Source organism: Pseudomonas sp. HP_12, from assembly GCF_055283955.1.
Map to the genome: position 1 here is coordinate 70,448 of NZ_JBTOQG010000009.1, position 24,428 is coordinate 94,875.

Consider the following 24,428-nt stretch of genomic DNA (forward strand, 5'->3'; position numbering starts at 1 on the left):
ATGATCACGGTTGAAAAACTGACCAAGCAATTCAAGGGCAACGAAGTGCTCAAAGGCATTGACCTGACGGTCGAGCCGGGCGAAGTGGTAGCGATCATCGGCCCTAGCGGTTCGGGTAAAACGACGCTGCTGCGCTGCCTGAATCTGCTGGAAGTGCCTACGAGCGGCAGCATTGTCGTGGGCGACATCAAAGTCGATTTGAGCCGACCGTTGAGCCAGCAGCAGGGTCTTATCCGGCAACTGCGCCAGCATGTCGGGTTTGTCTTCCAGAACTTCAATCTGTTCCCCCACCGCACGGCACTGGAAAACGTCATCGAAGGCCCGACCGTGGTCAAGAAGATGCCGCGCGATCAGGCGATCGAGTTGGGCCGCGCGTTGTTGGCCAAAGTCGGCCTCGCGGGTAAAGAGGACGCCTATCCGCGTCGTCTGTCCGGCGGCCAACAACAGCGGGTGGCGATTGCCCGGGCGCTGGCCATGGAGCCGGAGGTCATTCTGTTTGATGAACCAACGTCGGCGCTCGATCCCGAGCTGGTGGGCGAGGTGCTGAATACGATCCACGCTCTGGCGCTGGAGAAACGCACGATGGTGATCGTGACCCACGAGATGAGCTTCGCGCGGGACGTCGCCAACCGGGTAATTTTCATCGACAAGGGCGTCATCGTTGAACAGGGCGAAGCGAAAGAGCTGTTCGCCAACCCTAAAGAAGAACGCACAAGGCAGTTTCTTGAGCGCAGCAGGAATTAGTCCGACACGTTATGTGTTTAAAACGGCGCCAATAGGCGCCGTTTTCTTTGTCGTTCATATTTAGAAAAGCGTTGACCCACTAAAAGTCCTACTATTTCGACGCCGGCTTGCCGCAATCAATCTATCTGTTTTTTCAATACGAACAGCGCTGACTCGCTCTACTTCCCCGCAACGTTGATTGACCATTTCCTCGCCCACAAATAACTGTCGCTGACACTTTTCATTAGCTTGCTGACTGCGGAATACGGCGCGCCCGGCGGCTCAGGTAGGACCACAGTCGCACCCCCCTCCCCATAAGCAACGCCCCACTGTAGGAAACTTCTGCATTTACGTTACACACACTTTAAAAACTTAATGACTGTTGACACAAACACCGCAACACAATTAGCTGAAATCGCTCTCGGTTTATTCTTTTTCCAGAACAGCAACCCACTAATTACCACCGTTTGTAATGTTTGCCATGTCTATGCATCCCGGCGTGTACTAGTGCCAGGCGTTTTCACGCTGCAGTTGCAATGAATTAATCACCTGACTTGCCTTGATCCAGGCACGCATTCGAAGAGTATTAAAAGATGATCCGTATCCCTGTAATGACTCAGTCTTTCAAGTTGATGGCGCCGTATCTTCCGCAGTCGAACAAGCATGGGATTGGCGCCCTGGCGGCGGCCGATCTGCGAGTGCACATCGACCCCTGGCCAGAGATGGACTGCGGTGATTTGATCGAATTGTTTTGGGGAGGCTGTTATGCCGCCTCAAAACTATTATCGGAGTCCGACATCGGGCACACATCCGTCCTACATGTACCCGAAAGTTTTCTTCGAAGTGGAAAAGTGAAAACCTACTATCGCGTTACCAAAATTGGCAGCGAACCCATTAAATCTCCCGGCGCCAAGCTATGGGTCAAACTGGAGATTCCCGGCGGTCAATTGGTCAGCGGCGAGGGCGATGAGAATCAGGGACTGGCACCGGTGACGTTCGCCGAGTCGGTCATGCGGGACGGTTTGACTGCGCGCCACTTCGATGAGGGCGTACAGCTCACCCTTGACGCTTATCCCAACATGGATGCCTACGATGAAATCACCCTTCGCTGGGGCGACATGCGTCTGGATCTGCCAGCGCTCACCCAAGAAGACGTCGGCCTGCCCATCGTGGTTGAAGTACCAGCAGAATTGGTGCGCGAGGCGGGCGATGATCCGCACCTGGAGGTGAGCTATTGCGTGATTGACCGGGTCGGCAATAACTCGCGCTGGGCGCCGGCGCGGATGATCAAGGTATCGACCGACATGACCGATGAGGTCGGAGCTTGATATCTACCCCGCTCAAGACGCTGTCGCGGCGCACCCTCGGCGTGCCGCGATACGTCTGCCGCCCGGCGTGCTGCAATCGTGAACGGCGCCACGGATCAGCCACAGAGAAGAAACCTCCCACATCATCTCCATCAGCGTCCTACAGCTTCCCCCTGGATACGCGGGAACGGACTGCTAGCCTGCGGTGAAACCCCTCACAAGGTGTTCGCCATGCCCTTCAGACATTTGGTCAAGTACATGATTCTGGCACTGGCCTTCGGTTCATGCCTGACCTACACGCAAGCCACTGCGCTGGCGACAGCAGCCGCCATTTCGCCTTCTATGCTTATGCCTAAATGTGAGTTTATTTAATGTTTATACACGCTTAGGGTATATGCACCGGACCACCGGACCATCGTCAATTTTCCCGCCGCTATCGCGGTATTGATTCGAGGTTCGAATGGTCAAGCACAACGACCCCAGTGCTCGCGCTCGTGAAGGTCACCACCATGACTGATCTGAACGCCCTTTCTGTCCAGCACACCCTGGACGTGGCTCCTCCCCTGCTCCCTGCCAACGTACTGCGCAACGACGCCGATGCCCTTGCCGCGGCCCATGAACTGGCCGCCATCGTGCGCACCCATGCCGCCACCCGTGACCGCGAGCGGCAACTGCCCTGGTCGGCAATCGAGCTGTTCAGCCGCAGCGGCCTGGGCAGCATCTCGGTACCGCGCGCATACGGCGGGCCGCAGGTGTCGTTCGTAACCGTGGCCGAGGTCTTCGCTATCCTCTCGGCGGCTGACCCTGCCGTGGGCCAAATTCCGCAAAACCACTTCGGGATTCTCAACTCGCTGATCGGCAGCGCCACCGAGGCGCAGAAAGAAACCCTGTTCGCCAGCGTGCTCGGCGGCGCACGCATCGGCAACGGCGGCCCCGAACGCGGGACCAAAAACACCCTCGACGTCAGAACGCGAATAACTGCGGACGGTGATCAGTTTTTGCTCAATGGCCGCAAGTTCTACTCGACCGGCGCGCTGTTCGCCCACTGGGTGGCGGTCAAGGCCATCAATGACGACGGCAAACAGGTGCTGGTGTTCGTGCCACGCGGGACGCCGGGGCTGCACATCATCGACGACTGGTCCGGCTTCGGTCAGCGCACCACCGCCAGCGGCAGCGTGCTGCTGGAAAACGTGTGCGTGAGTGGCGAACTGGTTGTTGATAACTGGAAGCTGGGCCTGTCTCCGAACATTCAGGGCGCGGTCTCGCAACTGATTCAGGCCGCCATCGATGCGGGCATTGCCCGGGAAGCCATCGACGAAAGCATTCGTTTTGTGCGCGAGCGTTCGCGGCCGTGGATCGACGCCAATGTCGAGCGCGCCGGTGACGATCCGTATGTGATCGCTGACATCGGCAAGCTGAAACTCGAGCTGCACGCCGCCGAAGCGCTGTTGCGCAAGGCCGGCCGCGTGCTGGATGACATTGCCGCCGAACCCATCGACGAACAATCAGCGGCGCGGGCGTCCATCGTGGTCGCCGAAGCCAAGGTGCTGACGACGCAAATCGCCCTGCAGGCCAGCGAAAAGCTGTTCGAGCTGTCGGGCAGTCGCGCGACGCTGGCCGAATTCAATCTCGATCGTCACTGGCGCAACGCGCGGGTTCACACCCTCCACGACCCGGTGCGCTGGAAGGTCCACGCCGTCGGCGCCTGGCACCTGAACGGCGCCCTGCCCGCCCGTCACTCCTGGATATAACCAGACCACTGGAAGCACACCTATGAGCCTTCAAACCTTGCCGCGTGACACGCAGGCGACCGCCGTGACCGCGATCATTCGTGACGACGCCGAGGCGCTGCGTATCGCCCGCACGCTGGCGGAAGATTTCAAGCAACAGAGCGCGACGCGTGATCGCGAACGTCGCCTGCCCCATCAGGAACTGGAAGCGTTTTCCCGCTCGGGACTGTGGGGCATCAGCGTGCCAAAGGCCTTTGGCGGCGCTGGCGTGTCCAATGTCACCCTGGCCGAGGTCATTCGGATCATCTCTGCCGCCGATGCTTCTCTGGGGCAGATCCCGCAAAACCACTTTTACGCGCTGGAAGTGCTGCGGGTGAATGGCAGCCCGGCGCAGCAGGCGCGGCTGTACGCCGAGGTCCTCGCCGGTCAGCGCTTCGGTAACGCGCTGGCTGAACTGGGCACCAAAACCGCCCACGACCGCACCACCCGACTGAGCCGCGACGACAGCGGCTGGCGCATCAACGGCCGCAAGTTCTACGCCACCGGCGCGCTTTACGCCCAACGCATACCAACCTCGGTCGTTGATGACAACGGCGTGCAGCAGCTGGCATTCGTGCCAGCCAACGCAACGGGGCTGAGCGTGATCGATGACTGGAGCGGCTTCGGCCAGCGCACCACGGGCAGCGGCTCGGTGGTGTTCGATAACGTGTACGTTGACGCCGATGATGTGGTGCCGTTTCAGACCGCCTTCGAGCGCCCGACCACTGTCGGCCCTTTAGCGCAGATTCTCCATGCGGCCATCGACACCGGCATCGCCCGCGCTGCCTTTGAAGACGCACTGCATTTTGTGCGCACTCGTACGCGGCCCTGGATCGACTCCGGCATCGAAAAAGCCGTCGATGACCCGCTGACGCTGCACAGCTTTGGCAAGCTCGGCATTCGCCTGCACGCCGCCGAAGCCCTGCTCGAACGTTCGGGGGAATTCCTGGATCGAGCCCAGGCCGAGACCACGCCAGAGAATCTGGCCCAGGCATCGATTGCGGTCGCGGAGGCGCGGGCGATCAGCACTGAAATCTCATTGGAAGCCGGCAGCACCTTGTTCGAACTCGCCGGTTCCCAGGCCACGCTGGCAGAGCACGGCCTTGACCGGCACTGGCGCAACGCGCGAGTCCACACGTTGCACGACCCGGTGCGCTGGAAGTATCACGCCATCGGCAACTACTACCTCAATGACGTCAACCCGCCACGCCGGGGGACGATCTGATGAGCAAGAAAAAGATCCTGCTCAACGCGTTCAACATGAACTGCATCGGCCACATCAACCACGGTTTCTGGACACACCCCCGGGACACGTCGACCCAGTACAAGACCCTGGAATACTGGACAGAACTGGCGCAGTTGCTGGAGCGCGGGTTGTTCGACGGCTTGTTCATCGCGGACATCGTCGGGGTCTATGACGTCTACCAGAAGTCGGTGGACGTCACCCTGAAGGAATCGATCCAGCTGCCGGTGAATGATCCGCTGCTGCTGGTATCGGCCATGGCCGCAGTCACCAAAAACCTCGGCTTCGGCCTGACCGCCAACCTCACCTACGAGGCGCCGTATCTGTTCGCCCGGCGCATGTCGACGCTGGATCACCTGACCCGCGGACGCGTGGGCTGGAACATTGTCACCGGGTATCTGGACAGCGCCGCGCGCGCGATGGGCTTGACCGAGCAAATCGAACACGACCGCCGCTACGACCAGGCCGATGAATACCTGGAGGTTTTGTACAAGCTGTGGGAAGGCAGTTGGGAGGACGACGCGGTGATCGAGGACCGTCAGGCGCGCATCTACGCCCAGCCGGAGAAAGTCCATTACGTGCGGCACAGCGGCGAGTTCTATCAGGTTGAGGGTTATCACCTGTGCGAGCCGTCGCCGCAGCGCACGCCGGTGCTGTTTCAGGCTGGGAGTTCCGAGCGGGGTTTGCAGTTTGCCGGCAGCAACGCCGAGTGCGTGTTCATCAGCGCGCAGAACAAACCCGCGACCCGCGAGCAGGTCGACAAGGTCCGCGCCAGTGCCGTGGCGGCCGGGCGCAACCCCGATGACATCAAAGTGTTCATGGGCCTCAACGTCATCGTCGGCCCCACCGAAGAAGCGGCGCGGGCCAAACACGCGGAGTACCTAAACTACGCCAGCGCCGAGGCCGGGCTCGCGCATTTTGCTGCGTCCACCGGCATCGACTTCGCCGACTACGAGCTCGACGAGCCGATCCAGCACGTGAAAGGCAACGCCATTCAGTCAGCGACGAAGATTCTCAAGAACAACGACTGGACCCGCCAGAAGCTGCTCGATCAACACGCCCTCGGCGGCCGGTACATCACGCTGATCGGCTCGCCCGGGCAGGTCGCCGACGAGCTGGAATCGTGGATCGCCGAAACCGGCCTGGACGGCTTCAATCTGACCCGCATCGTCACCCCGGAGAGCTACGAGGATTTCATCGATCTGGTGATCCCCGAGCTGCAACGGCGCGGCTCGTACAAGACCGCCTACGAGCACGGCACCTTGCGCGAGAAGCTGTTTGAAGACGGCGACGCTCGACTGCCGGAACGGCATGCGGGGGCGGCTTATAGAACGCGAAGCAATCTGTAGGAGTGAGCTTGCTCGCGAGACGGCCTTACAAGCACCCCAAATTCAAACCAGACCACTGAACCGGATTACCCCTCAATGACCAAAACCCTCCTCACTCTCGCGCTGTCCCTGGGCCTGTTTGCCGGCGTCACCCACGCTGCCGATCAACCGCTCAAAGTCGGCACCACGGCTGCGTTTGCCATACCGCTGGAAGCGGCCGTCGCTGAAGCCGATAAACAAGGCCTGAAGGTCGAACTGGTGGAATTCACCGACTGGATCGCGCCCAACGTCAGCCTCAACGCTGGCGACATTGACGTGAACTACTTCCAGCACATTCCGTTTCTGGAAAACGCCAAAGCGGCGTCGGGTTTTGATCTGGTGCCGTACGCGCCGGGCATCATCAACAATGTCGGACTGTACTCGAAGAAGTACAAAAGCTTCGATGAGCTGCCAACCGGCGCCACCGTCGCCATCGCCAACGACCCGATCAACAGCGGTCGCGGCCTGCAGCTGCTCGCCAAAGCCGGCTTGATTACCCTAAAACCGGGCGTGGGCTACAAGGCCACCGAAGACGACATCACCGCCAACCCGAAGAAGATCAAGCTGATTCAGGTCGAAGCCGTGCAACTGGTGCGCGCCTATGACGATGCCGATCTGGTGCAGGGCTACCCGGCCTACATTCGTCTGTCGAAGACCTTCGATGCCGGCTCGGCGATTCTGTTCGACGGCCTCGATCACCCGGAGTACGTGATTCAGTTCGTCATCAAACCGGACCACAAGGATGACCCGCGTCTGGCCAAGTTCATCGACATCTACCAACACTCGCCGGTCGTGCGCGCCTCGCTGGATAAGGTCAATGGCTCGCTGTATCAGGTTGGCTGGAAGAACTGATCATGACGGCATCCGCGCAACGCGCTTTGACGCTTGAGGGTGCTGCGGCTCCCCATGCCGCCGAGCAAGCAGAACTGCACCCGGAGAAGCAACGCGCCCATGTGCGCTTCATCAATCTGGGCAAGGTCTATGAAGGTCCGCAAGGGCCGGTGCCGGCGCTGCAGGGCATCGATCTGGATATCCAGCGCGGTGAAGTGTTCGGCATCATTGGCCGAAGCGGCGCAGGCAAATCGTCGCTGATCCGCACCATCAATCGCCTGGAAAAACCCAGCAGCGGGCGCGTGCTGATCGATCAGGTGGACATCGGCGACTTCAACGAAGACACGCTGGTGGCGCTGCGCCGACGCATCGGCATGATCTTTCAGCATTTCAATCTGATGTCGGCCAAGACCGTGTGGCAGAACGTCGAGCTGCCGCTGAAGGTGGCGGGCGTGCCGAAGGCGCAGCGTCAGCGCAAAGTCGCCGAGCTGCTGGCATTGGTGGGGCTGGAAGGCAAGCACACCGCCTATCCCGCGCAATTGTCGGGCGGGCAAAAGCAGCGCGTCGGCATTGCCCGGGCGCTGGTGCATGATCCAGCGATTCTGCTGTGCGATGAGGCGACCTCGGCCCTCGATCCGGAAACCACGCAATCGATTCTCGGCCTGCTGCGGGAGATCAATCAGCGCCTGGGCCTGACGATCATTTTGATCACCCACGAGATGGCGGTGATCCGGGAAATCTGCGATCGCGTGGTGGTGCTGGAAAAAGGTGAAGTGGTCGAGCAAGGCCCGGTCTGGCAGGTGTTCGGCAATCCACAACATGAGGTGAGCAAGACGCTGCTGGCGCCGCTGCAACATGCGCTGCCGGAGGATTTGCAGGCGCGCTTGCAGCCGCAGCCATCCGAGCATCACGCCAGCGTTGTGCTGGACCTGCAATTCACCGGCAGCGACGGCAAGGAGCCCGATTTGTCGGCGCTGTTCAATGCATTTGGCGGGCGGGTGAGCCTGCTGCACGGCGGCGTCGAGCGCATTCAAGGGCGTGCGCTGGGTCACCTGCTGCTGGCGGTAAGTCATTCGCCGTTGTCGGCGGAAGAATTGCTCAATCGCGCCCGTAAACATGCGCAGCACGCGGAGGTATTGGGTTATGTGGCTTGATCGTCTGTGGCAGGGCGTCATCGACACCTTTCTGATGGTGGGCGTGTCGTCGCTGATCGCGTTGATGCTGGGCATCCCACTGGCGGTGATTCTGGTCACCAGCGGCAAAGGCGGCATTTTTGAGGCGCCCAATGTGAACCGGGTGCTGGGCGCGTTCGTGAATATTTTCCGTTCGGTGCCGTTCCTGATTCTGATGGTCGCGCTGATCCCGTTCACGCGGCTGATCGTCGGCACGACCTACGGCGTGTGGGCGGCGGTGGTGCCCTTGACCATTGCTTCGACGCCGTTCTTCGCGCGCATTGCGGAGGTCAGCCTGCGCGAGGTAGACCACGGCCTGATCGAAGCGGCACAAGCGATGGGCTGCCGCCGGTGGCACATCGTCTGGCACGTGCTGTTGCCCGAAGCGCTGCCGGGCATCGTCGGCGGATTTACCATCACCATTGTGACAATGATCAATTCGTCGGCCATGGCCGGTGCCATCGGCGCGGGCGGCCTGGGCGACATCGCTTATCGCTATGGTTATCAGCGGTTTGATACGCAGGTGATGCTCACCGTGATCGTGTTGCTCGTGATCCTGGTAGCGGTGATTCAGTTGGGCGGGGATCGATTGGCGTTGCGACTGAACAAGCGCTGATCAAAGGGCGCCTTCCCTGCAGGACTGGCTGAAGCCGGTCCTACTAACGGCGTGCGTTCATTCAGTGGGACCGGCTTTAGCCGGGAAAGCGTCAGGCGTCACCCTGCAAAATTGATGGCGCTGCCACGGGCCTCTTCCCGGCTGAAGCCGGTCCCACTAACGGCGTGCGTTCATTCAGCAGGACTGGCTTTAGCCGGGAAAGCGGCAGGTGCCACACTGCAAAATTGATGGCGCTGACACGGGCCTCTTCCCGGCTGAAGCCGGTCCCACTAACGGCGTGCGTTCATTCAGTAGGACTGGCTTTAGCCGGGAAAGCGTCAGACGTCACCCTGCAAAATTGATGGCGCTGGCACGGGTCCCTTCCCGGCTGAAGCCGGTCCCACTAACAGCATGCGTTCATTCAGTAGGACTGGCTTTAGCCGGGAAAGCGTCAGGCGTCACCCTGCAAAATTGATGGCGCTAACACGGGCCCCTTCCCGGCTGAAGCCGGTCCCACTAACAGCATGCGTTCATTCAGTAGGACCGGCTTTAGCCGGGAAAGCGTCAGGCGTCACCCTGCAAAGTTGATGGCGCTGACACGGGCCCCTTCCCGGCTGAAGCCGGTCCCACTAACGGCATGCGTTCATTCAGTAGGACTGGCTTTAGCCGGGAAAGCGTCAGGTGCCACACTGCAAAATTGATGGCGCTGCCACGGGCCCCTTCCCGGCTGAAGCCGGTCCCACTAACAGCATGCGTTCATTCAGTAGGACTGGCTTTAGCCGGGAAAGCGTCAGGCGTCACCCTACAAAATTGATGGCGCTGACACGGGCCCCTTCCCGGCTGAAGCCGGTCCTACCAACGGCATGCAGTCCCGCCAGGAGATTGCAATTCGAGAGCGGGGTATATTGGCGGCCTTATTCGCCCAGACAACCACCTCATGAAACTTGATCAAACCGACCTCGCCCAGATCACGGCCACTACCCTCGGCAATTACAACGAGGTCGCCGAGGGTTTTCGCGAAGGGACCCGCGACCATGATGTGAGCCAGAACATTGATGCGCTGCTGCGCAATATCACAGGCCCGGCGCCGTTTCAGATTCTCGATTTCGGCTGCGGGCCTGGCCGTGATCTGCAGACCTTCACTGCCATGGGCCACATCGCCACTGGCCTGGATGGCTCCGAACGCTTCGCCGAGATGGCCCGCGCCGACAGCGGCTGCGACGTGCTCCATCAAAACTTCCTGGAACTTGATCTGCCCGCAGAACGCTTCGACGGCATCTTCGCCAATGCCTCACTGTTCCACGTGCCGCGTCAGGAGTTGCCTCGGGTGCTGCGTGAGTTGCGCGCTGCACTCAAGCCCGGCGGCGTGCTGTTCAGCTCCAATCCCCGAGGCGACAATCAGGAAGGCTGGAAAGGCGAGCGCTATGGCGCGTTCCATGATCTGGAGTCGTGGAGCGCGTTACTGACCGAGGCCGGGTTCACCGAAGTCGAGCATTACTACCGACCGCCGGGATTGCCGAGAGATCAACAGCCATGGCTGGCGAGCGTGTGGCGCAAGGTCTGACCGCTGCAGGTCTCCCGTAGCAAGACTCGGAAAACCTGGTGTATCAGCCGCCCTCGTCCGTTGCGTGATAAACGCTGACCGCTCCGTCAGGCGCAACCGCCGTCACGCTATGCCCTGCATACCGGGTCGTCCCTACCTCACGGGTCCCACCATCGAAGTTCGCCACCAGTCTCGTTCCGTCCGCGAACGTGGCCTGCTGAACTTGTCGATCAAGCGTCAGCCAACTGAACGCCGTCATCGCCTGGGTACCAAGGCGCTCATGCAGTGGCCTGAAAAACCGGTCCTGACGCTGCATCACCGGCAACCGTTCGCCCAGCGTCGCGCTGCTCAGGTGATACAGCGGCGGCACGTTGTAGAGCAACTGGGCGAGCTCGTTCTCCTGCCTGACATTGACCAGTTTCAGGCTGTCAAAAAGCCAGTGATGAGTCGTGATGACCGATCCATGGAACACGGCCTGATAGAGCGGCAGGCGGGTCGTCGGATTGAAGTGAATGGTGCGATAAGGCTCCTTGATCGGTACCGGTTTGAAGAACACGTCCGGCTGCTCCGGCGGGTACCAACTGCCCAGGTACCAGCGGGAGGACTTGTGCTGGCTGAGCTCCGGATCACCCCATCCGATCACCGGCGTCTGCATGCCGTGGGCGAAAAGGATGCCTTGGGCGGTGACGGCATTGCCGTCCTCGGAACCTGAGGGCAGCGCTCGGGCTTCAGCCACCCACTGCGAAGCACTGACATTAGCGGCGGCGTTTTGCATCTCGGTCATGGTCGCGCCGGGCCGATAGCTGTCGAACAGCATCCCCGTGGCATAGGCGTCCAGAAACCAGCTATTGAAACCGGCAGCGGCCTGGACAGCTGTAACCCGCGCCTCCATTAAAGGCCGGACACAACGCGGATCGGTGTAATGCCCTGACTGTTGAAAACCGGCTTTGAACGTTCCGTCCTTCAGCACAATGGCGCATTGACGATGTGCGTCGCTGCCCAGGTGAGCGGTCACCCAGTCCGGGTTTTCATGGGTCGCAAGAGCCGTTTCGTAGGAGTCATAAGGCGCAATCAGATACCCCGCCTGCACAGCGGCGCGAACGGCTTCGGGATGCCAGAGACCACCCTCCCAACCTTCGCCGAGCCCCAGCCACAGGCGTGACAAACCAGATGCTTGCAGGCTCTCGATACCCTTCAGGGACAGCGCGCCGCCCCAGGTCGACGGGTCATCCGCGAGAGCGCCGGCAAACAGGTGGGCGACCTCCGCGCGAAGCTCACCGTAACGCGACGTCAACCGCGAGACGTCTGGCTGGGCATCACGTTGCCATGCTTGTCTTGCGACAGAGTTGAACGCCCTGTTGAGACTGCGCAGCAGCGCGACTTGTTGCCAGCGCTGCAAGTGTCCCTGGCTGCCACTCAGCAAAACCAGCGCTTCTTTATCCAGCCGGTTGCGCAACTGCACAGCCAGTGGGTCTTCGGACGCAAGTACCTGAGTCAGACGCCCCCAGGACTGAATATCATCAAGGGCCAACAGGTCGTTGCCCCACAGATACAGGTGAGCGGCGCCGAGCAGCTTGCGCCCCTCTGGGGTTTTCTCGAACTTGCTTTCCAGCGTCTGATAGTCTCCATTGTCGATGAGCCACTGCCGGTAACGCCTTGCGCCAGCGAGCGGATCGGCGGCATCCAGCGACAGGCGAAAGGTCATTGGCGTGCTGACATCCAGCGCCGTGAACTCATGTCGGGCGGACAAACCCAGGGCGTCACCTTGGAGATGCAAACGAAGGCGGTTGTTGAATGGATGGGTCAACAGCCAGGTCAGGGTGAATGCGCCGTGGTCCATGCCCCATAACGGGAGACTGAGGTCCTGAGTGGTATTGATCTCGCCCTGGGTCGCAAGAAACTGCTGCCAGACAGTGTTCCCCCGAGGGACATAATGCCCCTCGGCCATCGGCCAGATCAGCGCTTTGCCCATGGCGTCGCCTGGCTGATTCAGGAACTCCAGTACCCCGGCATTCCGGGCCTTGATGGTCAGCAAGAGGTCACGTTGCTGCAGCCGGGCTTCGAGATGCCAGGCGCCCTCGTCCCACTGCCACGCGAGGTAGTCCTGCGAGGTCTTGAGCTCACTGACGCGATGCGCCTTGACCCCGCTTGACGCTTGCAAGGCAGGTTGCCCGCTCGGCGAGACGCGGACCGCGAGTGTCTGCGGATCAACGTCCACCCGCCAGAAGTCGTTTTCCAACGTTTCAGCCGAACTGCCGAATGGGGGCATCCAGCCCAACAAGAGGCAGACACACAAGCGTACCAAGGAAAAAGACATGTCGAGCCCCGCGAAGCGATTCAGCGGGGCACAGTAAGGCAGGGACCGACGAGTGTCTGTCGGACCGTTCCTAAATCACGACTGGCCTTGCCCCACCTCGCAAACGCTCGCTCAATTGACGGGGGTCCGGGACTGTCATTTCTGACAGTAGCCCCTTCCTGTCCCCGCGCACACACTGGACCCGCGCCATGAGTGCCAACCACGATCCGGTTGCCTGATGAACACAGGCTGCCAATCGCCAATCAGCAAGGGAATGACGATGAGTAATTTATTGAAAAACAATGACTTCGCATCCGGCGAATTAGAACCCTGGACCATCACCTCCAGTGAGGTCACTGGAGAGATCAAGGAAGAGGGGTCGGTTTACTACGTGCAGCTGGCAAAGGCAGCCGGTCTGTCCCAGTCCCTCCCGGAGGGCAATTATAAACCCAGCCAATTTAGTTTTTATGTGCGGGCCGGGGAAATCATAAAGCCCGGCGATTCCATACTATTCAGTTATGGGGTGCTGATCAGTACGGTCGGGAGCGCCGAGGCGTTTGGTGACATTTCGGTAGCAACCGAGGAGTGGAAGAAAGTCACTCTCGAGATGAAGCGCAAACCGATCCCTGCCACTACGGTGACCGTGCAGGTACACACCGTCTCTGATCCGGAAAAGTTGAAAACTCAGGCAGGGCAGGTGCATTTCAAAGATTTCGAGCTGACCTGACAACCCCCTCACCGGTGCGCCGATAAAAAGCGGAAGTGGCCACCCGACCGCTTCCGCCTGAACCATAGGTATTAATGCGCGGGAGAGGACGCGCCGTCGTCCGTATCGTCATCACGGCGGTGTTGCTCTTCCTGCTGGCGTTCCTGATGTTTGCGCCGCTCCTCCTCACTCGGCTCCTTGATCTTGTACCAGGCCACGTACAGCGCCGGCAGGAACAGCAACGTCAGCAGGGTCGCGATGATGATCCCGCCGATCATTGCGTAAGCCATTGGGCCCCAGAACACTTCGCGGGCGATCGGGATCATGCCCAGGCTCGCCGCCGCTGCGGTCAGCAGGATCGGCCGGCGCCGGTGTTCCGTGGCTTCCGCCACCGCATCCCACGGGAGATAGCCCGCCACCTCGTACTCATGAATCTGGGTCACCAGAATCACCGAGTTGCGGATGATGATGCCGATCAGCGCCAGAATCCCGAGGATCGCCACAAAGCCCATCGGCGTTCCGGTCGGCACCAGCGCGAGCACCACGCCGATCAATCCCAACGGCGCGACACTGGCGACGATGAACATCTTCTGCACGCTGTGCAGCTGGATCATCAGGAACGTCGCCATCAGGAAGATCATCAACGGCACCACCTTGGCGATTGGCCCTTGGGCCTTGCCGCTCTCCTCCACCGTACCGCCCGTGGCGACCTTGTAGCCCACCGGTAAACCGGCGGCGAATTTGTCGATCTCGGGCTTGAGCTCCTTGACCAGGTCAGTCGGCTGCATATCGTCGCTCACGGCCGCCTTGAGCGTGATCGTCGGTTTGCGATCACGACGCCACACCAGCGGCTGTTCCAGCTCGTAGCGCACGTTGGCAAAGGCCAGCAGCGGAATCGACGTGCCCTGGGGCGTAACGATCTGCAGGTTCTGCAGGGTTTCCGGCGACCCGCGCTCGGCATCCACCGCGCGCCCGACGACATTGATCAGGTAGATGTCGTCGCGCACCTGGGTCACCGCCGAGCCGGTCACGACGCTGTTCATCAGTTGCGCAACGTCCTCGGACGACAGCCCCAACTGCCGCGCCTTGTCCTGATTGATGTCGATGCGCAGGACTTTCCCGGGCTCGTTCCAGTCGTAGATCATCTCGCCGATGTGTTGATTCTTGTCGAGCAGGGTGGCGAGTTCGATGGCGTGCTGGCGCACTTCATCAATGTTCTCGCCGCTGACCCGGTACTGAATCGGGCGCCCCACCGGCGGCCCCATTTCCAGCGCCTGCACATAAGTGCCGATGCCGACGAAATCGTCACGCAAGCGTTTTTGCAAGCGCTCGGTCAACGCGCCGCGCTCTTCCAGCCCTTTGCTGACGATCACCAACTGTGCGTAATACGGGTTTTCCAGCTGCTGATCCAGCGGCAGGTAGAAACGCACCGCGCCTTCGCCGATGTAGGTGCTCCAGCTGACGATGTCCGGATCGTCCTTGAGGGTCGCCTCGAGCTTGTCCACCGCGCGGCGCGTCTCGTTGATCGATGCATTCTGCGGCAGGTTGAGGTCGACCAGAATCTCCGGGCGGTCCGATGACGGGAAGAATTGGTTCTGCACGAAGCGCATGCAGAACAGCGACGTGGCAAATAGCAAAATCGTAATGATGATGGTCAGCCAGCGATGGCGCATGGCCCAGAACATCGAGCCGTTGAAGGCTCTGGCGATGCGTCCGGGCTTGGCGTTTTCGTCGTGCTTCTTCACGTTTTCGCTAAGGATGTGCACGCCGATCACCGGGGCGAACAGCACGGCAACGACCCACGACACCAGCATGGCGACGGCAATCACCGCGAACAGGGTGAAGGTGTATTCCCCCGCCGAGCTGGCGTTCAGGCCGATCGGCACGAAGCCCGCAACCGTCACCAGCGTACCGGTGAGCATTGGGAAGGCCGTCGAGGTGTAGGCGTACGTCGCGGCCTGGGCTTTGGTTTCGCCTTTTTCAAGGCGCGACACCATCATCTCCACCGTAATCATCGCGTCATCGACCAACAGGCCGAGGGCGATGATCAGCGCGCCCAGGGAAATACGCTGCATGGTGATGCCGCTGTACTCCATGAACACGAAGACCATCGCCAGCACCAGCGGAATGGAGCAGGCCACCACCAGCCCCGCACGCATGCCAAGGCTGATGAAGCTGACGATCAGCACGATCACCACCGCTTCAAACAGCGCGCTGGTGAACCCGCCGACGGCCTTCTCGACCACCTGCGCCTGATCGGACACCACATGCACGCCGACGCCAATCGGCAGGTCGGCGGTCGCGGCGCTCATGCGTTCGTGCAGCTGTTTGCCGAACTCCTGAACGTTGCCGCCCTTCTTCATGGCGATGGCCAGGCCGATGGCAGGCTTGCCGTCGAAGCGGAACAACGGCTTGGGCGGATCCACATAGCCGCGGGTGATTTCGGCGATGTCGCTCAAGCGATAGAAACGATCGTTGAGGCGCAGGTTGACGTTTTCGAGGTCTTTTTCCGAGGCGAACTGGCCGGAGGTGCGCACGGAAATGCGCTCCGGACCGGCCTCGATGACCCCGGCGGGCGTCACGGTGTTTTGCGATTGCAGGCTCTGCACGACCTGGCGCTGATCAAGGCCCAGTGCCGCCAGTTTGCGAGTGGAGAAGTTCAGGTACAGCACTTCGTCCTGCTCGCCGATCATTTCGACTTTGCCCAGACCCGGCACGTCGCGAATCTGGACGCGCACTTGCTCCACGTAGTCGCGTAACTGGCGCAGGGTCAGGCCGTCGGAGGTGAAGGCGTAAATCGAGCCGTAAACGTCGCCGAACTCATCGTTGAACGCCGGGCCCTGAATACCTTGGGGGAACTGCCCACGAATGTCATCGATCTTCTTGCGAACCTGGTACCAGATTTCAGGAATGGCCTCAGCGCTGGTGGTGTCGCGCAGGTAAACCATAACAGTGGACTCACCCGGCCGGGTGTAGCTCTTCACGTAATCGAGGGAGTCGAGCTCTTCGAGCTTTTTCTCGATGCGGTCGGTGACCTGCTCCAGGGTTTCATCCACAGTCGCGCCCGGCCAGCGGGTTTGTATGACCATGGTCTTGATGGTGAACGAAGGGTCTTCTTCACGACCCAGGTTCATGTAGGAAAACACGCCCATCAGCAGGCCGACGAACATCAGGTACCAAACGAAAGACTGATGTTTGATCGCCCAATCGGAGAGGTTGAACTTCCCTTTCATCGCGGGCTTTCCTTATCGACTTTGATTTTCTGCCCCGGCTTGAGGCTGTTGACCCCGGCGGTCACAACTCGATCGCCGTTGTTGACCCCATCGGCCAGTACCACTGAATCATCACTGCGGCTGACGACCGTGACGACGCGTGGGGAAACGGTCTGGTTCTGCATGTCGATGACCCAGATCTGCGTCTTGCCGTCGACTTCCTGCAAGGAGGTGGCGGGCAGCTCGATGCGCGGTTTGATCGCCGAGCTCAGGGTGACGCTGATCGCTGTGCCCAGACGGAAGGCCGCCGGCGTATCCGCCAGGGTCAAACGTGCGCGACGGGTGCGGGTGGTGCTTTCGGCCTGGGGCTCGAGTTCTCGCACGGTTGCGGTGGTGTTGATCTCTGGCTCCAGCTGGCTGGCGACTTTGAACACCACGTCGCTGGGCAGTTGATCACTCAGTTGCGCCGGCAAATCAATGACCGCCTCTTTGATGTCCGGGCGCGCCAGTGTCACCACCTGCTCGCCCGCGCTGACCACTTGGCCGGCCTCGACTTTCCATTCGGTGACGACGGCATCGTGATCGGCGCGCAGCTCGCTGTAGCTCAGCTGATCCTTGGCCTGTTGCATCGCGGCCTTGGCCTGATCGTAGGAAGATTGAGTGGTTTTCAGGTCGGTGACTGCGACATCCAGCGCGGCCTGGGCGCCAACGCCGCGATCAAACAACTCTTGTTGCCGACGGGCGTTGGCCTGGGCGTTGATCAGCTGGGCTTCGACCCGGGCCAGATCGCCCTGGGTCGAGCGCACTTGGTTCTGTTGGTCCGTCGGGTCGAGCACGGCGAGCATATCGCCCTTCTTGACCTGTGCGCCGACGTCGACGCTGCGCTGGGCAATGCGACCCGAGACGCGAAAGCCCAGAGTGCTTTCATAGCGCGCGGCGATGTTGCCGGCGAAACGACCCAGGCTTTCCTGAGCCTGGGGTTTTACCTCAATGAACAGCACCGGCCGAACCGGCTCGGGTGGCGGCTCTTCCTTGCTGCATGCGCTCAACAACAGGCCCGCCAGCACAACCCCCGACAAGCGCTTCATTGCTGGGCTCCTGTCGGCTGTTTCGAGGCATCGGGGTACACGTCGGCAAGCTCCACCTGCATGTCCGGGTGCAGCAACTGGTTACCGGCAACGACCACTTTTTCACCATTCTTCAGACCGTCGACAATGATCACTTTGCCGGTCAGGTAGCGCCCGACCGTGACGCTGCGCAGGCTGACCTTGTTATCCCCATCGACCACCCACACCGCCGGCTTGCCGAGCTGATCGCCCAGGCCTTTGGTCAGCGCGGACCATGGCAGCTCGACGCTGGTCCTGGCCGGCACGCTCAGCGCGGCACTGACCACCGAACCCAGATCCATGCCCGGCGGCAGCGAGGTGAGGGCGATCTTCACTTGCAGCGTGCCGGTTTGCGCCGATACGGCTGGCGTGACTTCGCGCACCTTGCCGACGGCCTTGACCTTCGGGTTGTCCAGCAGCGTCACTTCGACCGGCTGGTCGGTCGGCGGGTTGACGAACAGCGACTCGTAGACGTTGAACACGGCATCGCGCTCGCCATCGCGGGCCAGGCTGAAGATCGGCGCGGTGGGCTGTACGACCTGCCCGACTTCGGCCTGCCGCGCGGTAATGATGCCCGGCGCATCGGCGATCAATGCGGTGTAACCCAGTTGCTCGCGGGCGTTGGCCAGTTGCGCCTGGGCGGCTTTGAGCGCGCTCTGGCTGCCACGAAGCTGGGCTTGGGCGGAATCGTATTCACTGCGGCTGGTGTAGCCCTTGGGCAAGAGCTTTTCCTGACGCACGAAGGCGGCGGAAGTCTGTTTCACGCGCGCCTGCTCGGCGGCAACGGCAGCGAGGGCGGAATCGACATTGGTCTGCAGGTCTTTGGGGTCGAGTTTGGCCAGCACTTGTTTGGCCGACACCCGATCGCCCACGTCGACCGTGCGCTGAATGATCTTGCCGCCCACCCGGAATGAAAGCTGGGTCTGCACCCGCGCCTGGACATCGCCGGTCAGCGCGACGTCCGCAGCGAAATCGGCCGTCTTGACCTCTTGGGCCTGCACGCGTGCGCGCACCGGTTCCTGGGGCTTTTCCTTCCCGCAGCCAGCAAGAACGGCCAGGCACAGACCGAGGGAAAGAACGGTCAGACGACCATGAAAAAAGAGGGGTTGGGCGGGCATGCAAGCTCCTTGTGCCAATGCCGTTGCGACACCGCGCCGCCGGACGCCGTTGCGATGTGATCATGCGACTGTGAGCTTACATCAGGGTTCCTTGAGGCACCGAACTCTGCCGGCATCTACAGCGCACGCCAATCTACGCTAGAGCACGCCTGTTCGCGATGGGGGGTGGTCTGTGACATCGATGTTGGCAGACACACTGCCTTCGCGAGCAAGCTCGCTCCCACAGGGGGTGTGTTTGATGCCAGACAGCGCGTCGTCTGGACGACGGGATATGCCACAGGTTCGCGGCGCGCCAAATATCTGGGTCGCACGCAAATCCACTGTAGGAGCAATCGGAGGTTACGACGGTCGCGAAGGCGGTGTGGCTGACACACCGCCCCCCATCAGGCCGGTCTAAACAGACCGACCAACGTTGAGGATCAACTACCCGCACCACCGTGGGCCTCTTCGAAGAAGAAGTCCTTCCAGCTGTCAGCCTTGTTTTTCAGCACACCCAGCTCATGGAGCTTTTCGGCGTAGATGAACGTGCGCTGGGGCACGACGGTGAAGTCGATTTCCGGGTCGGAGACGATCTTCTCCACCAGCGGCAACGGCAGTTTCGATTTCTCGACGTCGATGTAGGTCTTCGCCGCCGCAGGCTTGTCAGCCTTGATGATCTTCTCGGCCTCGGCCAGTGCGTCGTAGAACGCTTTGTAGGTCTTCGGATTTTCGTCGTGGAATTTCTGAGTGGTGTAGAGCACGTTGAACGTTGCCTGGCCGCCCAGCACATCGTAAGAACTCAGCACTTTATGCACGTTGGGGTTTTCCAGCTCCTGATACTGAAACGGAGGACTGGAGAAGTGCGCGCTGATCTCCGACCCGCCGGCAATCAGCGCCGACGTGGCGTCCGGGTGCGGCAGGCTGACGGAGATGTTGTCGAATTTCTTGAAATTGTCGTTCCCGAACAGCTTGGCGGTTTCGATCTGCAAGGTGCGCGACTGGAAACCCACGCCCGCCGCCGGCACGGCGATGCGGTCCTTTTCAGTGAAGTCGTTGAGGGTCTTCACGTTGGGGTTGTTGCTGAGCAGGTAGTTGGGCATCGAGCCCAGCGAGGCGATGGCCTTGACGTTCTGCTTGCCCTTGGTCCGGTCCCAGATGGTCAGCATCGGCGGTACGCCCGCCGACACCACGTCCAGCGCGCCAGCCAGCAGGGCTTCATTCATCGCGGTGGCGCCGGAGATGCTGTTCCAGTCGACCTTGATGTCCAGGCCCTGCTCCTTGCCGTGCTTCTCGATCAGCTTCTGCTGCTGAACGACGTCCAGAATCAGATAACCGATGCCGAACTGCTGGGCGATGCTGATCTTGCCTTCAGCGTGAGCGCCGCTGCTCAACAAAGCGCCAGCCAGACCCAGGGCGGCGGCGAGCGCGGTCAGTGTCGGGCGCTTGAAAGGTGCAGCTGTTTTCAGAAATTCCATACATTTCTCACGATGAAGGCGAAAGGGGTGACGGACTCATGGCCCATTCAGCGGCCACAAGGCGGAGCGTTCGTGTGATAAAGCAGATCAGCGCTGCATGCCCCACCGCTTCACGGTCAGGCGCTCGACGTTACTGAACAGCAGGTTTTCCACCAGCAGACCAATGATGACCACCGCCGCCAGACCCGCGAATACCTTGTCGGTGTACAGCTCGTTGCGGTTCTGGAAGATGTACCAGCCCAGACCGCCCTTGCCCGAGGACGCGCCGAACACCAGTTCTGCGGCAATGAGGGTTCGCCACGCAAAGGCCCAGCCGATTTTCAGGCCCGCGAGAATCGAAGGCAGCGCCGCCGGAATCAGGATGTACCAGACGAACCGCAGGCCCTTGAGGCCGTAATTGCGCCCGGCCATGCGCTGGGTTTCCGAAACACCGAGAAACCCCGCGTACGTGTTCAATGCCAACGCCCAGAGCACGGAATGCACCAGCACGAAAATCAGGCTGTTTTCACCCAGGCCGAACCACAGCAGCGACAGCGGCAGCAGCGCGATGGCCGGCAACGGGTTGAACATCGCTGTCAGCGTGCCGAGCAGGTCGCGACCCAGTTGAGTGGACACCGCCAGCGTGGTCAGGCCGAACGCCAGGACGATTCCGATCAAGTAACCCTTGACCAGGACCGTCAGGGAGATCCAGACCTTGGTCAGCAATTCGCCACTGGCGATGCCGTCGATAAACGCCGAAGCGGTTTGCAGAAAGCTCGGCAGCAGCAGGTCGTTGCCCTGAATGCGCGCGGCGATTTCCCAGATGATCGCGAGGGCGACGAGGATGACGGCCTTGCGCACCCAACTCACCTGCCAGATGCGTTGCGCGAGGGGAATGTCGCGGGCCAGATCTTCCTGAGTGAAAGGCTCCAGCACGACTTCGTATTCTTCCCGCAGAGGGGGTGAAAGGCTCATGGGTGCAATCTCTTGATGGGGCAGCTCGGCGAACCGCGATCAGTAGGCAATTCGAACATCCTGAAACCGCAGATCCGGCTCGACCGCCGGCGCTTCGCCCTCGTCGAACAACAGCCGGTGAATCCGCTGCGCGGACGCCTGAAACTCGACGCCGCCGAGGCTTTTCAAGTTGTACTGATGGCTGTTGATCTCGGCGCGCACGCGGCCCGGATGGGGCGACAACAGCAGAATCCGATTGCCCACCACCAGCGCTTCCTCGATGGAGTGGGTCACGAACAGCAGCGTGAAGCGCACCTCTTCCCACAGCTCCAGCAGCTCTTCCTGCATCTTGCGGCGGGTCAACGCGTCGAGCGCGGCGAAGGGCTCGTCCATCAACAGGATCTTGGGTTGCATCGCCAGCGCCCGGGCAATCGCAACGCGCGCCTTCATGCCGCCGGACAAGGTGTGCGGGTAAGCGTCAGCGAAAGCGCTCAGGCCGACTTTCTCCAGGTAATACCGCGCACGCTCCTCGGCCTCACGACGCTTGAGGGTGCGCGAGGCCAGCAGCGGAAACATGACGTTCTGGATCACCGTCTTCCATGGCGGCAACTGGTCGAATTCCTGAAACACCACGATGCGGTCGGGCCCCGGCTCCTTTACTTCCTGGCCGGCCAGACGAATCTGCCCTTCGCTGGGCTGGATAAACCCGGCCACGGCCTTGAGCAGCGTTGACTTGCCGCAGCCCGACGGGCCGAGCAGGACAAAACGGTCGGCAGGATCGATTTCAAAACTGACTTGATGGGTGGCCCGCACCACGCGTTCCGGCGTGCGGTATTCAAGGCTGACGCCTTGTACTTGCAGCAGCGCTTCAGCGGTGGGCTGATTGGCCTGGTGCGCGTTCAAGCGATCGCTAGCCGTGTGGCTTTGCAGAACAGCATTCATGGAGCTCTCCTGGATCAGAACGGCGCATCGCCCTGAATGGTGGTGCGGTGCAAGCGACGGCGCAGGTGATCGGGCGTGCCGCCGGCTAGATGAATCAGCGAGCGGTTGTCCCAGAACACCATGTCGTTCTCCTGCCACTTGTGGCGGTAAACGCCTTCCGGGCGAACGCTGTGGGCGTACAGCTCTGTGAGAATTGCCTGACTCTCGTCTTCCGGCAGGCCGACGATGTGGGTGGTGAAGCCTTCGCTGACAAACAGCGCCTTGCGCCCGTTCTCCGGGTGGGTCCGCACGATCGGATGGCTGACCACTGCGACTTGGGCCAACTGTTCAGCGCTCAGGGTCGGGCGCCAGTTATCGGCGTTATGCCCATGGCTGTAGCGGGACGTATAGCTGTGCACCGCATTGCGACCTTCGACGGCTTTGCGCAGATGCTCGGGCAGCGTGTCCCAGGCCAAATGCATGTCAGCGAACAGGGTGTCACCGCCTTCGCTTGGCAGCTCCTGGGCGTAGAGCATCGAGCCCAGGCTCGGCAGTTCTTTGTAGGACAGGTCCGAGTGCCAGTATTTGCCGGCATCGCCCAGCCCGACCGGCTGGCCGTTTTCGACGATATTGGAGACGATCAAAATCTCGGGATGATTGGCGAGCAGGAATTGCTTGAGCACATGAATCTGCAGGACGCCAAAACGGCGACTGAAATCGATCTGCTGCTGCGGGGTGATGTGCTGATCGCGGAAAACAACTACGTGGTAATCGAGATGCGCTTGATGCACACGGGCAAAATCGGCGTCGTTGAGCGGACGGGACAGATCCAGACCGACGATTTCCGCGCCCACCTTTTCGGCGAATGGACGCACATCGAACTGCTGACCGGGCGCTTGCGCGGACGAAGCGTGGGAGGCTGCTGGCATGAGAACTCCGACTCCAAAAGGTGTGGCTGAGGAGGGAGGACTTTAAAGCTATAAGAAGCGAAGTTTAAATATCGTTAGAGCATATGCATAGCGCCGAACGACCTAGCGACGGCCGTTGGCCATTACTGATCAGCGAGGCAGCTAAAAGCCGACTTATGCACAGGCGCTACGCTCGAAACGCAAAAACGCGCTTGCCCGCCGTCACTTCCATGCACCCGATGACAGTACGTCAGCGGAGCGGGAGCAACGGCGGGCAAGCGCGTTTTGTATACGAATGCGCTGCAATCGCGCATTCAAGCCTTCATCAGAACGCCGGGATAACTGCGCCGTCGTACTTCTTGTTGATGAAGTCTTTGACCTGCTGGCTGGTCAGCGCCTTGGACAGCTTCTCGATCGCGTCGGTGTGAGCGTTGTCGGTGCGGGTGACCAGGTAGTTCACGTACGGCGAGTCGGAGCCTTCCAGAATCAGCGCATCCTTTTTAGGGCTGAGCTTGGCTTCCAGCGCGTAGTTGGTGTTGATCAGATCCAGGTCAACCTGATCCAGCGCGCGGGGCAGCAGAGCCGATTCCAGTTCGCGGAACTTCAGTTTCTTCGGATTGGTGGCGATGTCTTTCGGCGTCGACAGGGCGTTGGTCGGGTCTTTCAGGGTGATCAGGCCGTTCTTCTGCAACAGCAGCAGAGCGCGACCGGCGTTGCTGCCTTCGTTCGGAATGGCAACGGTTGCGCCTTCTGGCAACTGGTCAATGGACTTCCACTTCTTCGAGTAGCCGCCGAACGGTTCGACGTGTACGCCGACGCCGGTCACCAGGGTAGCGCCCTTGCCTTTGTTGAAGCCGTCCAGGTAAGGCTTGGTCTGGAAGTAGTTGGCGTCCAGACGCTTCTCGTTCAGTTGCACGTTCGGCTGCACGTAGTCGGTGAAGACCTTGATTTGCAGGTCCACGCCTTCTTTGGCCAGTTCAGGCTTGATCAGCTCGAGGATCTCGGCGTGCGGAACAGCGGTGGCGCCCACGACGAGCTTCTCGGCAGCTTGTGCAGCGCTGATGCCCAGGGAGAGAGCAGCCGCCAGTGCGGTGAACAAAAACGTCTTCTTCATGCGATGTCCTTAATAGAAATCGGGTCGCCTCGTGGGCGACTTTGTTTTCGGTCTGCCGCGGGATCGACCCTTGGCAGGGGAGCGGCTGATGCGGACAGTACCGAGATTTT

The 24,428-nt window shown here is 60.8% G+C and carries 19 protein-coding genes; 10 read left to right on the top strand and 9 right to left on the bottom strand.

What is annotated here, in order from left to right:
• The 9 genes from tcyN to ACYASU_RS08655 all read left to right on the top strand — a co-directional run bounded on the left by tcyN (position 1) and on the right by ACYASU_RS08655 (position 10,571).
• The gene (tcyN, locus tag ACYASU_RS08615; protein WP_463582528.1) at positions 1-744 is read left to right on the top strand and encodes an L-cystine ABC transporter ATP-binding protein TcyN; all 744 of its coding nucleotides are present in this window, start codon (positions 1-3) and stop codon (positions 742-744) included.
• Between the two features lie 572 nt (positions 745-1,316).
• Entirely contained in the window at positions 1,317-2,051 is a 735-nt protein-coding gene (locus tag ACYASU_RS08620; RefSeq protein ID WP_463582529.1) for a hypothetical protein, read from the top strand.
• 488 nt (positions 2,052-2,539) lie between these two features.
• Complete coding sequence (locus ACYASU_RS08625) at positions 2,540-3,781, top strand: SfnB family sulfur acquisition oxidoreductase (protein WP_463582530.1); 1,242 nt, start codon at positions 2,540-2,542, stop codon at positions 3,779-3,781.
• Between the two features lie 37 nt (positions 3,782-3,818).
• The gene (locus tag ACYASU_RS08630; RefSeq protein ID WP_463582569.1) at positions 3,819-5,024 is read left to right on the top strand and encodes an SfnB family sulfur acquisition oxidoreductase; all 1,206 of its coding nucleotides are present in this window, start codon (positions 3,819-3,821) and stop codon (positions 5,022-5,024) included.
• Positions 5,024-6,391 carry an LLM class flavin-dependent oxidoreductase gene (locus tag ACYASU_RS08635; RefSeq protein ID WP_463582531.1) on the top strand — a complete coding sequence of 456 codons (1,368 nt, stop codon included), beginning with the start codon at positions 5,024-5,026 and terminating at the stop codon, positions 6,389-6,391. The genes ACYASU_RS08630 and ACYASU_RS08635 overlap by 1 nt, the downstream gene beginning before the upstream one ends.
• Positions 6,392-6,466: 75 nt before the next feature.
• Entirely contained in the window at positions 6,467-7,261 is a 795-nt protein-coding gene (locus ACYASU_RS08640; RefSeq protein WP_192173025.1) for a MetQ/NlpA family ABC transporter substrate-binding protein, read from the top strand.
• Between the two features lie 2 nt (positions 7,262-7,263).
• The gene (locus ACYASU_RS08645; protein ID WP_463582532.1) at positions 7,264-8,394 is read left to right on the top strand and encodes a methionine ABC transporter ATP-binding protein; all 1,131 of its coding nucleotides are present in this window, start codon (positions 7,264-7,266) and stop codon (positions 8,392-8,394) included.
• Positions 8,384-9,028: a methionine ABC transporter permease gene (locus ACYASU_RS08650; protein WP_265387880.1), complete on the top strand. Its 645-nt coding sequence runs from the start codon at positions 8,384-8,386 to the stop codon at positions 9,026-9,028. The genes ACYASU_RS08645 and ACYASU_RS08650 overlap by 11 nt, the downstream gene beginning before the upstream one ends.
• Positions 9,029-9,944: 916 nt before the next feature.
• Complete coding sequence (locus ACYASU_RS08655; RefSeq protein ID WP_463582533.1) at positions 9,945-10,571, top strand: class I SAM-dependent methyltransferase; 627 nt, start codon at positions 9,945-9,947, stop codon at positions 10,569-10,571.
• Between the two features lie 43 nt (positions 10,572-10,614).
• On the opposite strand, the gene ACYASU_RS08660 is transcribed toward ACYASU_RS08655, so the two are convergent.
• Positions 10,615-12,867, bottom strand: coding sequence for a glycoside hydrolase (locus ACYASU_RS08660; RefSeq protein ID WP_463582534.1), 2,253 nt, complete (start codon positions 12,865-12,867; stop codon positions 10,615-10,617).
• Between the two features lie 259 nt (positions 12,868-13,126).
• Between ACYASU_RS08660 and ACYASU_RS08665 the strand changes: the two genes are divergently transcribed.
• Complete coding sequence (locus tag ACYASU_RS08665; RefSeq protein WP_463582535.1) at positions 13,127-13,573, top strand: carbohydrate binding domain-containing protein; 447 nt, start codon at positions 13,127-13,129, stop codon at positions 13,571-13,573.
• 71 nt (positions 13,574-13,644) lie between these two features.
• Here ACYASU_RS08665 and ACYASU_RS08670 read toward each other — a convergent pair whose 3' ends face one another.
• The 8 genes from ACYASU_RS08670 to ACYASU_RS08705 all read right to left on the bottom strand — a co-directional run bounded on the left by ACYASU_RS08670 (position 13,645) and on the right by ACYASU_RS08705 (position 24,318).
• A complete protein-coding gene (locus tag ACYASU_RS08670) occupies positions 13,645-16,785 on the bottom strand; it encodes an efflux RND transporter permease subunit (protein WP_192173030.1) in 3,141 nt (1,046 codons plus the stop codon).
• A complete protein-coding gene (locus ACYASU_RS08675) occupies positions 16,782-17,852 on the bottom strand; it encodes an efflux RND transporter periplasmic adaptor subunit (protein WP_463582536.1) in 1,071 nt (356 codons plus the stop codon). The genes ACYASU_RS08670 and ACYASU_RS08675 overlap by 4 nt, the downstream gene beginning before the upstream one ends.
• Positions 17,849-18,988: an efflux RND transporter periplasmic adaptor subunit gene (locus ACYASU_RS08680; RefSeq protein ID WP_463582537.1), complete on the bottom strand. Its 1,140-nt coding sequence runs from the start codon at positions 18,986-18,988 to the stop codon at positions 17,849-17,851. Before ACYASU_RS08680 ends, ACYASU_RS08675 begins: the two co-directional genes overlap by 4 nt.
• 419 nt (positions 18,989-19,407) lie before the next feature.
• The gene (locus ACYASU_RS08685) at positions 19,408-20,442 is read right to left on the bottom strand and encodes an ABC transporter substrate-binding protein (RefSeq protein ID WP_282371876.1); all 1,035 of its coding nucleotides are present in this window, start codon (positions 20,440-20,442) and stop codon (positions 19,408-19,410) included.
• A gap of 87 nt (positions 20,443-20,529) precedes the next feature.
• Positions 20,530-21,396, bottom strand: coding sequence for an ABC transporter permease (locus tag ACYASU_RS08690; RefSeq protein ID WP_463582538.1), 867 nt, complete (start codon positions 21,394-21,396; stop codon positions 20,530-20,532).
• Between the two features lie 39 nt (positions 21,397-21,435).
• Positions 21,436-22,317, bottom strand: coding sequence for an ABC transporter ATP-binding protein (locus ACYASU_RS08695; protein WP_463582539.1), 882 nt, complete (start codon positions 22,315-22,317; stop codon positions 21,436-21,438).
• A gap of 14 nt (positions 22,318-22,331) precedes the next feature.
• Positions 22,332-23,225, bottom strand: coding sequence for a TauD/TfdA dioxygenase family protein (locus tag ACYASU_RS08700; RefSeq protein WP_192173034.1), 894 nt, complete (start codon positions 23,223-23,225; stop codon positions 22,332-22,334).
• Positions 23,226-23,529: 304 nt separating this feature from the next.
• Entirely contained in the window at positions 23,530-24,318 is a 789-nt protein-coding gene (locus tag ACYASU_RS08705) for a MetQ/NlpA family ABC transporter substrate-binding protein (protein ID WP_192173035.1), read from the bottom strand.
• Between the last annotated feature and the right edge of the window lie 110 nt (positions 24,319-24,428).

Bases quoted from the DNA above. Each gene is read 5' to 3' on its own strand.
- tcyN (WP_463582528.1), top strand. From the start codon at position 1: ATGATCACGGTTGAAAAACTGACCAAGCAATTCAAGGGCAACGAAGTG.
- ACYASU_RS08620 (WP_463582529.1), top strand. From the start codon at position 1,317: ATGATCCGTATCCCTGTAATGACTCAGTCTTTCAAGTTGATGGCGCCG.
- ACYASU_RS08625 (WP_463582530.1), top strand. From the start codon at position 2,540: ATGACTGATCTGAACGCCCTTTCTGTCCAGCACACCCTGGACGTGGCT.
- ACYASU_RS08635 (WP_463582531.1), top strand. From the start codon at position 5,024: ATGAGCAAGAAAAAGATCCTGCTCAACGCGTTCAACATGAACTGCATC.
- ACYASU_RS08640 (WP_192173025.1), top strand. From the start codon at position 6,467: ATGACCAAAACCCTCCTCACTCTCGCGCTGTCCCTGGGCCTGTTTGCC.
- ACYASU_RS08645 (WP_463582532.1), top strand. From the start codon at position 7,264: ATGACGGCATCCGCGCAACGCGCTTTGACGCTTGAGGGTGCTGCGGCT.
- ACYASU_RS08650 (WP_265387880.1), top strand. From the start codon at position 8,384: ATGTGGCTTGATCGTCTGTGGCAGGGCGTCATCGACACCTTTCTGATG.
- ACYASU_RS08655 (WP_463582533.1), top strand. From the start codon at position 9,945: ATGAAACTTGATCAAACCGACCTCGCCCAGATCACGGCCACTACCCTC.
- ACYASU_RS08660 (WP_463582534.1), bottom strand. From the start codon at position 12,867: ATGTCTTTTTCCTTGGTACGCTTGTGTGTCTGCCTCTTGTTGGGCTGG.
- ACYASU_RS08665 (WP_463582535.1), top strand. From the start codon at position 13,127: ATGAGTAATTTATTGAAAAACAATGACTTCGCATCCGGCGAATTAGAA.
- ACYASU_RS08670 (WP_192173030.1), bottom strand. From the start codon at position 16,785: ATGAAAGGGAAGTTCAACCTCTCCGATTGGGCGATCAAACATCAGTCT.
- ACYASU_RS08675 (WP_463582536.1), bottom strand. From the start codon at position 17,852: ATGAAGCGCTTGTCGGGGGTTGTGCTGGCGGGCCTGTTGTTGAGCGCA.
- ACYASU_RS08680 (WP_463582537.1), bottom strand. From the start codon at position 18,988: ATGCCCGCCCAACCCCTCTTTTTTCATGGTCGTCTGACCGTTCTTTCC.
- ACYASU_RS08685 (WP_282371876.1), bottom strand. From the start codon at position 20,442: ATGGAATTTCTGAAAACAGCTGCACCTTTCAAGCGCCCGACACTGACC.
- ACYASU_RS08690 (WP_463582538.1), bottom strand. From the start codon at position 21,396: ATGAGCCTTTCACCCCCTCTGCGGGAAGAATACGAAGTCGTGCTGGAG.
- ACYASU_RS08695 (WP_463582539.1), bottom strand. From the start codon at position 22,317: ATGAATGCTGTTCTGCAAAGCCACACGGCTAGCGATCGCTTGAACGCG.
- ACYASU_RS08700 (WP_192173034.1), bottom strand. From the start codon at position 23,225: ATGCCAGCAGCCTCCCACGCTTCGTCCGCGCAAGCGCCCGGTCAGCAG.
- ACYASU_RS08705 (WP_192173035.1), bottom strand. From the start codon at position 24,318: ATGAAGAAGACGTTTTTGTTCACCGCACTGGCGGCTGCTCTCTCCCTG.